14 protein-coding genes and 2 pseudogenes are annotated in these 13,220 nt (G+C 40.1%); 2 read left to right on the plus strand and 14 right to left on the minus strand.

The genetic code is table 11. The features are described 5' to 3' along the window. Positions 1-7: 7 nt before the first annotated feature. From ACWNM1_RS26060 to ACWNM1_RS26125, 14 genes and pseudogenes are all read right to left on the minus strand, one after another. Positions 8-853 carry a hypothetical protein gene (locus tag ACWNM1_RS26060; protein WP_449603225.1) on the minus strand — a complete coding sequence of 282 codons (846 nt, stop codon included), beginning with the start codon at positions 851-853 and terminating at the stop codon, positions 8-10. Beyond that, on the minus strand, positions 850-1,536 hold the full coding sequence (locus tag ACWNM1_RS26065) for an ATP-binding cassette domain-containing protein (RefSeq protein WP_449603226.1): 687 nt from the start codon (positions 1,534-1,536) through the stop codon (positions 850-852). The genes ACWNM1_RS26060 and ACWNM1_RS26065 overlap by 4 nt, the downstream gene beginning before the upstream one ends. Then, the gene (locus tag ACWNM1_RS26070) at positions 1,533-1,943 is read right to left on the minus strand and encodes a GntR family transcriptional regulator (protein WP_449603227.1); all 411 of its coding nucleotides are present in this window, start codon (positions 1,941-1,943) and stop codon (positions 1,533-1,535) included. The genes ACWNM1_RS26065 and ACWNM1_RS26070 overlap by 4 nt, the downstream gene beginning before the upstream one ends. Before the next feature lie 232 nt (positions 1,944-2,175). Beyond that, positions 2,176-2,592, minus strand: a pseudogene (gene pgsA / locus ACWNM1_RS26075) (CDP-diacylglycerol--glycerol-3-phosphate 3-phosphatidyltransferase). Continuing rightward, on the minus strand, positions 2,589-3,239 hold the full coding sequence (locus ACWNM1_RS26080) for a uridine kinase family protein (RefSeq protein ID WP_449603228.1): 651 nt from the start codon (positions 3,237-3,239) through the stop codon (positions 2,589-2,591). Before ACWNM1_RS26080 ends, pgsA begins: the two are co-directional and overlap by 4 nt. 40 nt (positions 3,240-3,279) lie before the next feature. After that, on the minus strand, positions 3,280-3,516 hold the full coding sequence (locus ACWNM1_RS26085) for a DUF3977 family protein (protein ID WP_449603229.1): 237 nt from the start codon (positions 3,514-3,516) through the stop codon (positions 3,280-3,282). A 121-nt stretch (positions 3,517-3,637) separates the two neighbouring features. Then, positions 3,638-4,294 carry a CatB-related O-acetyltransferase gene (locus ACWNM1_RS26090; protein WP_149644407.1) on the minus strand — a complete coding sequence of 219 codons (657 nt, stop codon included), beginning with the start codon at positions 4,292-4,294 and terminating at the stop codon, positions 3,638-3,640. A 174-nt stretch (positions 4,295-4,468) separates the two neighbouring features. Beyond that, a pseudogene (locus ACWNM1_RS26095) lies at positions 4,469-4,708 on the minus strand (DUF2691 family protein). 102 nt (positions 4,709-4,810) lie between these two features. Next, a complete protein-coding gene (locus ACWNM1_RS26100; RefSeq protein WP_449603230.1) occupies positions 4,811-6,307 on the minus strand; it encodes a malate:quinone oxidoreductase in 1,497 nt (498 codons plus the stop codon). Positions 6,308-6,553: 246 nt separating this feature from the next. Beyond that, positions 6,554-6,814 carry a hypothetical protein gene (locus ACWNM1_RS26105; protein WP_449603231.1) on the minus strand — a complete coding sequence of 87 codons (261 nt, stop codon included), beginning with the start codon at positions 6,812-6,814 and terminating at the stop codon, positions 6,554-6,556. 207 nt (positions 6,815-7,021) lie between these two features. After that, the gene (locus ACWNM1_RS26110; RefSeq protein ID WP_449603232.1) at positions 7,022-8,023 is read right to left on the minus strand and encodes a Gfo/Idh/MocA family protein; all 1,002 of its coding nucleotides are present in this window, start codon (positions 8,021-8,023) and stop codon (positions 7,022-7,024) included. A 30-nt stretch (positions 8,024-8,053) separates the two neighbouring features. Then, positions 8,054-9,142: a Gfo/Idh/MocA family protein gene (locus ACWNM1_RS26115; protein WP_449603233.1), complete on the minus strand. Its 1,089-nt coding sequence runs from the start codon at positions 9,140-9,142 to the stop codon at positions 8,054-8,056. Between the two features lie 30 nt (positions 9,143-9,172). Beyond that, on the minus strand, positions 9,173-9,934 hold the full coding sequence (locus ACWNM1_RS26120) for a sugar phosphate isomerase/epimerase family protein (protein WP_449603234.1): 762 nt from the start codon (positions 9,932-9,934) through the stop codon (positions 9,173-9,175). Between the two features lie 24 nt (positions 9,935-9,958). Next, entirely contained in the window at positions 9,959-11,122 is a 1,164-nt protein-coding gene (locus ACWNM1_RS26125) for a Gfo/Idh/MocA family protein (protein ID WP_449603235.1), read from the minus strand. Between the two features lie 158 nt (positions 11,123-11,280). On the opposite strand from ACWNM1_RS26125, the gene ACWNM1_RS26130 reads away from it, so the two are divergent. Next, the gene (locus ACWNM1_RS26130; protein WP_449603236.1) at positions 11,281-12,114 is read left to right on the plus strand and encodes a helix-turn-helix domain-containing protein; all 834 of its coding nucleotides are present in this window, start codon (positions 11,281-11,283) and stop codon (positions 12,112-12,114) included. 197 nt (positions 12,115-12,311) lie between these two features. Then, positions 12,312-13,202, plus strand: a complete 891-nt coding sequence (locus ACWNM1_RS26135) for a LysR family transcriptional regulator (RefSeq protein WP_449603237.1) — start codon at positions 12,312-12,314, stop codon at positions 13,200-13,202. Positions 13,203-13,220 lie beyond the last annotated feature (18 nt).

A 13,220-nucleotide genomic window follows, 5' to 3' on the forward strand; every position in this document is an offset into this window, starting at 1 on the left:
CCTTCAATTATACCGATATTTTCTTACGCAATAGATACAAGCTGTACCAAAGCGAACCTCCAACAATGATCACTATTAATCCGAGACAAGCCCCTATGATTTCACCTGGATAGAAGTAGCTATCATAACTGCCATAACCCATAAGAAATGGTATTGAGGCTAGTCCAGCCAGAACCGCTAAATATAGTACGATAAAGCCAATCCCTTTCAGTCTGTAGCTCCGCTCGATTAGAATCACTGTGAATAAAACGATCAAGCCAATAATGCTCAGTCCATAGTATAGTACAAACTCAGAAAAGTAGGGCGGAACCAGAATTTTAAGCACAGTAGGATACTTCAAAAAATCAAATACCGAGATGTTCCGATATAATTCAGCAGGAAGAATCGACTGTGCTATCAAACGCTCTAGTGGAACAAGGATAATTTGCAGGGCGACAAGTCCAAATGCGAATAGCAAGATCGTAACCAGCTTGGCAAAATACAAATTCGCCCGATTGGATGGCAACGTGAGCAGGCGATATACTACCGTATTTTTACCTCTCCAGTCACGATACCAGATGAAGCAGCTATATATTAGCAACACTGTGATGCTCAAAAATATGGGTCCGAAATATAGAAGTCCATTATAGCGAGCATACATCATACTGTTTAGCTGAATATATCCAGTCACATTGTGATATTGCTCAAGGGTCCATTGATTCACTCTCATTGCCTCATTCGCAGAATCCAACCAATAATTAGCACCGAGGTTGACTGCTACAAGTTGCAAGGCGACTGTCAGCACCATGAGTCCAAAATATATTTTGGCAAATCGGTTCATTTCAAAATTCAATAGCTTCACAAAAGCTCTCATTTCATGTACACCTCTCTCATTACGTCCGTAATGGACTTACCTTCCTGCTCGCGAACTTCTTCACAGTAGAATTCACGTTCTACCTTCCCATGCTGTAGCAAGACCACTTTATCAATTAAATGCTCAATATCGTTAATTTCATGAGTTGTAATAATCACACCACGATCCTCGATCAATTCACTCGTGAACACATCAGTAATTTGCTCGCGGCTGAACATATCAATTCCCGAGAACGGTTCGTCCATTAGGATGTAATCACAATCCAAGGCAAGTCCAAGCAACAAATTTAACTTCGCAGCCATCCCCTTCGACAATGAAGACACGCGATCTTTAGAGCTCAGTTGGAAGAACTTAAGCAATTCCTCTGCACGTTCAGCGTTCCAATTCCGATAAAAGTCAGCCATAAAGCTGAAGCAATCAGCAATTCGCATATTGGAGGGCATCGTTAACGAATCTGGAATAAAAGTCATTTTCTCATACATCGCAGGTGTTAGTGATGCATTATCGATTAAGACTTCACCTTGGTACGGTGTCAGTCCCATGATGGACTTCAGCACCGTTGACTTTCCAGCACCATTGATTCCGATCAGGCAGGTGATTTCTCCCTTGGCAGCAGTGAAGCTAACGCCATTTAGTACCTTCTTGAATCCATAATTCTTCACCATCTGATTCACTTGGATCATCTTGTGTCACCACCCTCTGGAGATCGCTCTGATGTATATTTTGTCTTTATGATGTCTACCAGTTCTTCAACTGGAATTTGAATATTCCGAATGGAACCGATGAATATATCCACTGCACTTTCGATTAATTCAGTACGAATCGAGCTTAGTATTTGCTGATCCTGTGTAATTCGACTTGGGGAATTTCCTTCTGTTACGATCAAACCCTGTTCCTCCATTTCCTTATATGCCTTCTGTGCCGTGTTCGCATTAATCTTCATTACGGATGCCAGTTCACGCCGTGAAGGAATCTTGTCTCCTGCTCCGATTTGCCCTGTAGCAATCTGCTCTTTAAAGTAACGGACAACTTGAATATATACCGGTTCTCGAATATTAAAGCTGACACCTGATTTTTTTTCTTCTGTCATACAACCAACTCCATATACTAAGTGTGTGTACTAAGTGGTTCATACATCTTATTTATGTACTATACGTGTAATACACTTTTGTGTCAATAGTTCAGATTTGAGCTTAGACTTGGCATACACATGCAAGGGCAATGGGTTTATTTGCAGTAAAAAAAGGCGAATCCTTACTCGAAATGGAGTGAGAATTCGCCTTATCTATTTGGTTGCATTATTCGGCAACCTTTTTTCGAGCTCATGCTTCTAATTTTAAAAAACGATAGTTATTTCTTATGTAGTTAAATCCTGAATAGATAGTTATGACTAGTGAAATATAGATTAGGATTTGATCGATAGGTATATTCGTGATAATTTCCCTCGCTACAATAACTAAAGCAACCCATGTGTATAACATCTGCTGACTTACCAGTTAGATCAACGCAGCAGATATGAGTAACTTATCCGCCAATGGATCAAGTAACTTTCCAAGGTTCGTAACCTGATTATACTTTCTAGCAATATACCCATCTAGTATGTCAGTGGCAGAAGCGAGTAAAAAAACAATGGCTGCATAATAAATCCCCTCTGGCCAATCAGGATATTTTGTGATAAGCACTACAAAGATAGGGATTAATAATATTCTGGCGATTGTTACTTTATTTGCAAGATTCATAATTCCCTCCTAAATTCATTTTCAAGAATATAACCTTCATTGGAATTTTTTATAGTGATATCAAAATTTCGATGAAAAGGATGCATAAATACCTCATATTGAATTCTACGGTCTTCATGAGATTTTCTTAAATATTTGATGTCTGTTCCTCTTTCAGAGACATCACGTATACTCCTTCTCATCAATTCAGTGTCTCCATCCGTATATAAGTACACCTTCAGATCAAACAAATTCGGGTCTGCAAAAGCAACGCTCATGCCCTCTACCCTATTCACTCTGTTTTGTGAAGCTATCATTGTACTCTTTAAATAATTGGTGTCTATTGTATAAAAGTCTAAACCATCTCGCATCATTCGGATGTCTCTCTCTAGAGCAGATATATTATGAGCAGAAGGATGACAAGCTGTCATTTTATTACGATGACGTTCATTGTTATATTCATAATCGATTACAGTGTACTTTCTAAGATGAGAGCCGATAATATAGGGATCAGTATTCATATAATTCACTTTCTTATGACCCAGAAGCTTTAAAAGATTATGGGCAAATGTTGTCTTTCCAGATGCACCATGTCCCGAAATCCCAATAGTAATTCTTTTTTCCTTACTGCTTATCAAATTGGCTATTTCATTTAATATTTTATCCATAGTTTCCTCCATCTTGTCGTTATATGTATGCTCCTCCATTCTAGAGACTTGTTATACCAAAAATAATCTTAAACGCGTTATAACTTTTCTTACTTTTTTTAAAACCTTGCTTTAAGTCTAGGATTACTACAGTTTTACCAATCCAAATCCTGATATATAGAGAATAGAACCTTACCGGTTTCACAATTCCTTTTTCTTCAAATTCACTTCCATCCTCTAACTCCGTTTCGGTTCTAATAAACCATGTATTGCCTAGACCAAATTCAATATATTTCATATATCTAGCACACTTTCCTCCCAAGAGATTAGATGAGCCCATTCATATTATCATACTAATTAGGATTAATCTGTTAAAAGAACAGGCTGCCGAATATTTGCGGCAGCCTGTTGTGATTGTGTTATGATTTTATTTCCCTTAGATAAAACTCATATAATTGATCAATCGATGAACTTGAAAAGATAGGCGTAGCTTGTTCAATTTTCTCACGTTTCCAATCAAACCAACGCATTTCCTTTAACTTTTCGATTTCACGATCTGTAAATCGTTTTCTAATCTCTTTAGCAGGATTGCCACCTACTATTGTATAGGGTGGAACGTCTTTTACAACAACCGAGCCTGCTGCAACAATAGCACCTTCACCTATTTTCACACCTGGCATAATCATTGCATTCATCCCAATCCAAGCATCACTTTCTATGATCGTATCACCTTTAGGTTCATAAGAGGTTTCAATCTGGTCCACAAATGGATACACGGTAATCCATTCAGGATGATGATTGTGATTTCCACCCATTAAAATAATTACACCACTTGCAATACAAACATAATTTCCTATAATCAATTTATCTAAATGCCACCCAAAATCTTCGATCGGGTTAAATAACTTTCTTGACGGTTCGTCTCCCCAAAGATATCTGACGCACCCATCTTCAAAATGATGACTATCGTAATAACCAGAGTAGTACGAGTAATCCCCTACCTCAATCATTGGGTTGGTGACAATATCCTTTAAATACTTCGTTTCTGACCAGTGGTTAAACAACTGTTGTTTCATTCTTTCCCCTCGCTTCTAAGTAATATATAGCATTTATACTTAGAAGCTTGATACAGTAGCGACATTCTTAAACCGTTTCAAACGACGAACCATCGTCCTCATCCTTTTCCTAATTGATGGGGTCATTGTAACAAACGAATGATTTGTTCGTCAAATCAACCTCGCGTTTTCCTTCTACCATACTGATAATCTTGTTTTGAAGTCATTCTCATTTGAAATTGCGTTATGGCAAAGCGCTTCAAGCTTTCCTTGGTCTTTACAATAAACTGTAGCATATTCACTATCGACGACTAAAAGGACAAGCTAGTAATCACTATTTAAGAACTCCTCATAGGTCTGAACATCAATTACATCCTTCTCTCGTAGAAAAGCCTTGAAGTTCGCAACGATGATATAGTATTCGTTATTCTCCAACAGTTCTTTGAGGACTCAACAAAAAACCTATGAATGAAATCCATAGGCTTTTTTGAAGAAAATTTCTGTCAATTATCATACTTTTGAGCGATTGATCATTGCTTAACTATGCACTCGCTCTTTTCCACCTAGACCCAATGTAGTTGCCGTTAATGTGTGAACTTCATGCAAAAGCTCTGGATTTTCCAGTAGTGACAAGCCATAAGAAGGAATCATTTCTTTAATTTTCGGTTCCCACTCTTTTATATGCTGAGGGAAACATTTATTAAGTACTTCAAGCATCACGTGAACAGCCGTAGAAGCACCTGGGGAAGCCCCAAGCAATGCTGCAATCGAACCATCTGCGGCGCTAATTACCTCTGTACCGAATTGAAGGATACCTTTGCCTTCCTCTGTATCTTTGATTACCTGTACGCGTTGGCCTGCTACGACTAGATCCCAATCCTCTATTTTGGCATTCGGGATAAACTCTCGTAATTCCTCCATGCGTTTTTCTTTCGATAACAACACTTGCTCGATTAGGTATTTGGTCAAAGACATGTTCTTTGCACCTGCAGACAACATCGTTAGGAGATTATCCGGTTTTACGGAAGTGATCAAATCAAACATTGAACCGGTTTTTAAAAATTTTGGTGAGAAACCAGCAAACGGTCCAAATAGCAACGATTTTTTGTTGTCAATAAATCTAGTGTCCAGATGCGGAACAGACATTGGAGGTGCTCCAACCTTAGCTTTACCGTATACTTTTGCATGATGCTGAGCTATAACTTCCGGTTTATTACACACCATAAATATTCCACTTACCGGGAATCCACCAATATGCTTCCCTTCAGGAATACCTGATTTTTGCAGGATATGCAAGCTTCCTCCCCCGCCACCAACAAAGACAAATTTTGCAGTATGATGTTCAATAGTACCGCTATCGTTCTTCACTCTCAAGTCCCATGACCCATCGCTTGTACGTTTGATTCCATCCACACTATGTTTATAATGGAGATCTACATTTTTACTCTTTAAGTGATCAAATAATATACGCGTTAAAGCACCAAAGTTAACATCTGTGCCAGAGTCTATTTTTGTTGCTGCTATAGGTTCATTCGATGGACGATTTTGTATAATAAGCGGTATCCATTCCATTAATTTGCTAGAGTCATCGGAAAATTCCATTCCTTGAAACAAAGGATTTTTTGACAGCGCTTCAAATCTTCTCTTCAAAAAAGCTACATTCTTCTCCCCTAGTACCAAACTCATATGGGGCAAGGGCATGATAAAATCCTGAGGATTATGTATCAACTTACGATTTACCAAATAAGACCAAAATTGCATTGAAAGTTGAAACTGTTCATTAATTTGGATGGCTTTACTTATATCTACAGTTCCGTCGGGTTTTTCGACAGTGTAGTTAAGCTCGCAGAGCGCCGCATGTCCAGTTCCTGCATTATTCCATTCATTAGAGCTTTCCTCACCTGCATTTTCGAGCTTTTCAAACACTTTAATCTTCCAATCTGGCACTAATTCTTTTAAAAGTGTTCCTAAAGTCGCACTCATGATTCCAGCACCAATTAAAATGACGTCTGTTTCAGTTGCACTTTTGCCCATTATTACCATCCTTATCCCCTGAATTTTGCAGAAAGGATGTGGGCGCTCCTTCTTAGGCGTCACACCTTTTCTGTCTCAATTATACCCTTATCCGAGTGTATTACAATTATTTATAAATTTAATATCTACTATTATATGAAAAAAATAAATTATTTAAAAGCTTGCAAAAAAGAGAGAAATAAGTCCTCCAGGTTAAGGAACTTATGCTACAGCCATAAACCCGCTTCTTGCAAGGATTAATAACAGTTAAGCATTATAGATAAAATAAATGAACATACTGCCCGCAGCAGCAAGATCAACAATTGCCCATAAGAAGCTTTTTCGAATTAGCATGAGTAAAGCAGCAATTACACTAACAAAACAAGCAATGAGCATAATAAAAAAGGTTGTGAATAATCCACCAGAAAGAAACATCAGTACGTATAATATGACAAAGATAACAACAATGGTCTGCACAATGGAAATTAGCTTGGTGTTCGTTCTAATGTTCAGTAGTATTTTCTCCATATTGTATGCACCCTCCAGATATCTTGCTGTTAATAACCTATACTTACTTTAGATTATTCCACAAAGGAGAATTAATCAAATCGATCTTCCTCTGTAAGTCGTAGTCTTCTTAGTGTTTAACCAAATGCGGGAAGTCCCTAAACACGAAAAAGCTGCCTCATTCGTAGATAAATCTACTTATGGAACAGCCTTTGCTATATTTATGACTTATTTGTTCCTCTGCGATGAGCTATAAATACGCTTCACAAGTTCCAGTGCCTTTATCCCCTCAGAACCATCCAGCCAAAACTTTGATCCACTCAAAATATGGTCATAGAAGTCCTCAATTAGTCTCTTATGCCCAGTCCCCCAATACGATTTGCCTTCCGCAGGACTGAAAATAGGCTCACAAACCAAGGTTTCCTTCCCATCTTTCCAAAGATATAAGTGCTCACGACGGAAGTTAAGAGTCCCCTCTTCAAAAACTAGCTCCAACTCCACCGGAGAGTTCTCAAGATAGGTATTTGTGCCATAAAACAGCCCGCGAACATTATTGGCAAAGTCGATACAAGCATGGGCAGTATCTTCTACTTCAATGACGCCATCAAGCACATCCGTGGTAATACTGCCTTTCACGGATTTAATCTCACCCCCATACCACTGTAGTAAATCCAAGGTATGAATGGTCTGATTAATTAGAACACCTCCACCTTCCGTGGACCACCTTCCTCTCCAATTGCTATCTTTGTAGTAACTTTCATTTCGATGCCAGGTTACGACACCTTTCATACAAAGCAGTTTTCCTAAATCACCAGAATCTATAGTCTTCTTAATATAAACGGAAGCATCATTATAACGATTCTGGAACACCACACCAAGCTGGCCGGAGCTCTCTTGCGCTGCTTCCAGCATGCGCATGGCTGAAGGAAGGTCAACGGCGATTGGCTTTTCAGTTAACACATGCTTTCCCGCACGTAATAGCTCTTCAGCCATTTCTGCATGTAGATGATGAGGTGTACAGAGATGAACAACATCAATACGATTATCATTTAATATTTCTCTATAATCATCAGTGGCATCGCAGGAATATTCTATTCCCGCTCGTGTAGCTTTATCAGCATCAATATCTACAACAATAATTAGATTTACATCTTTTATTGCTGATATTGCTTTAGCATGGAGAGGAAATATCGCCCCGCAGCCAATAATCGCTACTCCAAGTTTGTTCATCTTTACCACCTCCATTCATTATTCCATTCGCTATTTTAGTTGATTAGGAGTTAGATTCATCGCTTGGGCTTGAGCCTTCAAACATAGTTCAGCAGCTTTGAAGACATGTGCTTGAGTCATGGACAGCTCCGTCCGGTTCAGACAATCGAGGATAAGTTCACCAAAGAACGGAAATCCAACCTTTCCAGCTACATGTTCGTAATGCTCCCCGTCCCCGTTCACCCAGTACACATGATCCGGTGTATTTGAACGCCCGATATCGCTGTATTTGCGCAGTTCAATGTACCCTTCAGTTCCCATGATCATTGTACGTCCATCTCCCCAGGTTCCGAGTCCGTCTGGTGTAAACCAATCTACACGGAAGTATTGGGTTGCCCCATTGTCCCCAACAAGCGTCGCATCACCGAAGTCCTCCAATTCAGGGTAAGACGAATGATTATAATTAGCTACCTTACTGTGAACAACTGAAGCATCCTGACAATCTGTATAATACAAAAATTGTTCAATTTGGTGGCTGCCAATATCGCACAAAATTCCACCATATTTCTCCCGCTCGAAAAACCATTCTGGACGGCTAGATGCATTTAAACGATGCGGCCCTAATCCAATGACTTGAAGAACACGACCAATAGCCCCCTGACGGATCAACTGTCCCGCATAGATTGCACTTTCAACATGAAGACGCTCACTATAGTAAACCATATACTTCTGATTGGTTGCTGCGACCATAGCTCTAGCATCATCCAGTTGTTCAAGTGTTGTAAAAGGGGTTTTATCCGTAAAATAATCCTTCCCGTGAGCCATAACCTTATTTCCTAAGGGGCCTCGTTCTGAAGGAATAGCTGCCGCTGCAACTAAGCGAACCTCTGGATCTTCCAATATTTCATCCATAGACTCAGCAGCCCTAACTCCAGGATATTTGGCTATGAATGCTCTAACTTTCTCTTCATCCGGATCATATACCCATTTCAGCTCTGCACCAGCCTCAACCAGCCCATTACACATCCCGTAAATATGACCGTGATCGAGTGCAATAGCTGCGATGATGAATTCACCTGGCTTCACTACAGGTTTAGCTTCATATATGGGTGCATAGGTCATCCCATCTATTCTATTCATCAGAATCCTCCTAATGGTTTCTTATCGATTCTATAATAAGCTTATGAGATAGCGCAGACTCATCTCTAAGCTCTCAAAAGGATCACGTCTACAAACATCCTGCTCCACTACGTACCATTCAACACCCGTCTCGCGACAAGTAGTAATGATCTCCGCATAGTTCATGTTTCCTTCGCCTATTTCAGCAAAAACCTGTTTCCTATCAACTATCGCCATATCCTTTAAATGCACAACCTGCATTCTGCCTTCAACTTTACGTATCCATTCCACCGGACTCGCGCCGCCTGCCTGCACCCAATATAGATCAAGTATGAAACCAACAGCAGGATCAGTCTCATTGAGCAGTACTTCCATTCCAGCAGTACCTTCAAAGCGTTCAAATTCAAAATCATGATTATGATAAACAAATTGCAGACCGTGTTGTTCTTTTAATGTTATTGAAATTTCAGATATCAATTTCGCAAATTCCCGGTAGCTTTCAAGTCCCGTACGAAATTCTTCTGGTAAACTTCCAAGTCCAATATATTTGCAATTCCACAGCTTATGCTCTTCGGCAAGCGCATCCAGATCATTCACTAAACGGTCCCAGGACACATGGGTCGCACATATAGCCAGCCCCGCTTCATCTGCATATTCTTTAACGAGCATCGGATTAATCGGTCCAATGGATGAAATCTGAATGCTCTCATAACCCATTGCCGATACCTTTTGAAAAGTTGATCTTAAATCCTCTGCAGTTTGAGTATAATCACGTAACGTGTACATTTGAGCCGCAATCATCGAACGTTTCATAGGATTCAACCTCTCTCTTTCGATTTAATGAGTTCCTTTAACATTCAATGTTTTAGATTCTGAGGTTTCCTTTTGGAAAGTCGAGTTTTTTACTTTTTCCATCAGCTTATCGTAGAATAAATCCGAATCCATCGGAAGCTCCACCCAATTGTCCGTCCAAGCCGATAAATACATGGCATTTGAAAGGGTTAGCCCCTTAATTCCTTCCTCCCCGGGAGCAAGTAATGCCTCATCATGCAAAATGGCATTCGTAAAGTTCCGTAGAATTCCTTTATGCTGCTCCCCTCCGCCATCTTGTACTGGTATCTCACATTTCCAACATTCCGGGCTACCGAAACCTCCCGTAAACTCTGCGTTGAACTGCGGCTCCGGTGTACGCAAACGCCAAAAGGTTAGCTTCCCGTCTTCCACTACGATTTTTCCATTATCGCCATTGATTTCAAAACGATTAGTTCCCGGTGCCTCTCCAGTTGTAGTAATAAACAGACCTGTAGCGCCATTCTCGTATTCCACATAAGCGGTTACATCATCTTCAACCTCAATGTTGCGATATTTTCCAAAGTGGCAAAATGCTCTTATCCGCTTCGGCATCATGCCTGTCGTCCATTGCCATAAATCTAGCTGATGAGGATCTTGATTAAGCAATACCCCGCCACCTTCACCCGCCCATGTCGCCCGCCAGCCACCAGAATTATAGTAGTTCTGCGATCTATACCAGTCGGTAATAATCCAATTCGTCCGGCGGATCTCACCTAACTCACCAGACTGAATAAGATCTCTCAGCTTCTGATACAAAGGATTTGTACGCTGATTGTACATGATTCCAAATTTGCGGTCAGACTGTGCTGCAGCATCGTTCATCTGTTGAACAGCTTTCGTATAAACACCTGCAGGCTTCTCCACTAGTACATGATAATCATGCTGAAAAGCTTCGATTGCAAGTGTAGGGTGATCATAATGCGGAGTACAGATTAATACCGCATCCATGATACGTGATTCGAATAATTCCTTCGGCGTAGAATATTTCCTAACATTCTCAGGTAACTGCTCTTCAGCCCATTTCAAACGTTCTTCTCTTATATCACATACGGCTGTAAGCTCAGCCCCCTTAATCTCACTCAGCAGACTTTGCGCATGTGCGGTTCCCATATTTCCAATACCAATAATCCCATAACGAACTGTACCCATCTCTGATCACTTCCTTATTAATGGTTATGGTTAGATGATATACTTTATTTAAGGACATGAACATGATCGAAATTAAGAACTATTTGTATTTGAGTAAGATGTTTTAGTTAAATGAAACCGTTATAATGAGGATATAAAAGCTTCAAAGGAGTTAAATGATGAACAATTCAGGGAACTTATCAGGACGTCTCCTGCAGAATCTCAAGGTTACTGTGACCCATGCCCAACTTAGTAATAGATATCCCGGATGGAACCGCACGATGGAAACCCCCGCTTTTAATAGGCTTTATTTTATTGATGGGGGTGAGGGGAAAGTAATTATAAACGGGATTACCTACTATCCGAAGCCAGGTCAGCTAATGATCATGCCTGCGGGGAGCACACAAACTACCGAAACTTCTATCGATGATCCATATATCCGTTATTACTGCCACTTTGATGCTGACATTGGAGAATGGCCCTTATTCCATGCGGAGAAAAAATTATACATCTGTGATTCGCCTAATCCAGATTCAATAAGGGCAATTTTCGTGGAGATGATCGAACAATTTCAAAAGGACGATGTCTTATCTATCCTTCGCACTCAGGCTTGTTTACTTAATCTCATTGCCACTTGTCTTGAATCGAGCGACAGTAGTCACACAGACTTTATGACGCAATTCATACACACCGGAGACCATGGTAAGCTGGCTCATGTGCTCCATTACATCGATGATTGTCTAAATAAGCCCATAGAGGTTGATGAACTAGCAGAGCTTGTTCACCTGCACCCGAACTATTTTATACCTTATTTCAAAAGATTCATGGGGGTGACTCCAATGGCCTATGTTCAATTGAAACGTATGGAGCACGCTAAAAGACAGCTTTCTTACACAGATTACAGCATTTCAGATATTGCGGAACAAGTCGGTATGGAATTGGCTCATTTCTCTAAATATTTCAAAAAGACGATGGGTCTATCCCCATCCACTTATCGAAATAGTACGAAGTAATTCACATAGAGATGTTCCACTGAATGAGATGAACTATAATAAAGAAACAGCATGAAACAAATTAAGAGTGTGCACCAACCAAACTAGAGAAGATACGGTACGTTTCTATACACGTATTGGATTTTCACAGAAGAAAGCTCAGTTCGTGCTTGATAAGGAACTTTAAATACATTCGAGACTTTTAGTGAGGGAATTCTATGATTGTGGATACATTACGGGTTTTCGTTACAGTTGCTGAGCAAAGTCATTTCTCTAAAGCAGGAGAGTTACTGAATCTATCTCAACCCGGTGTCAGTCTACATATCCGGAATCTTGAGAATGAACTAGGCGCAAAGCTTCTACACCGATCTCCGAAACAAGTAAAATTAACCGAAGCAGGTACAATACTTTATAATCACGCCAAACAAATATTGGCCCACTTCGAAGAAGCCCATCAGGAAATACAAATGCTACAGGATGAAGTTACTGGCAGTATACATATTGGTGCGAGCTTTACGATTGGAGAGTATATATTACCCTCAAGACTTGCGGAATTTGCAAATCAATACCCACAAGTCAAGCTTCAGGTGACGATCGGTAATACTGAAGAAATTATTGGTGGGGTAAGAGCCAATGAATTGGATATTGGGTTTATCGAAGGAGAAGCCCATGAGAATGATCTGATGGTCACACCTTACATGAAGGACGAGATGATTATGGTCTCCCCGGCCAACCACCCTTTGTCAAAAATAGTCTCTGTGGAGCAAGGGATGCTACAAAATCAGGTTTGGGTTCTGAGAGAGCTTGGCTCTGGAACACGTGCTTTCAGTGATCATTTCATTCAAGAAGAAGAGATTTCTGTCAAAAGATCCTATGTCTTCAACAGTAGTCAAGGAGTTAAGGAAGCCGTTGCAGCAGGTTTGGGAATCGCGATGCTCTCCAGATGGATTGTGCGCAAAGAATTAGCAAGTGGTGAAATCTGTGAGCTTCCCATCAGACATCATCACTTTGAAAGACAGTTCTCCATCATTCGCCATAAAGAAAGCTCCTCCTCCATGGCTACCCATGTCTTTATTCAAAAACTACTTGTCGCTAGAAAAGATAAGTAGTCAGGTAATTCTAATAAC

This window comes from Paenibacillus sp. Marseille-Q9583 (assembly GCF_976954365.1).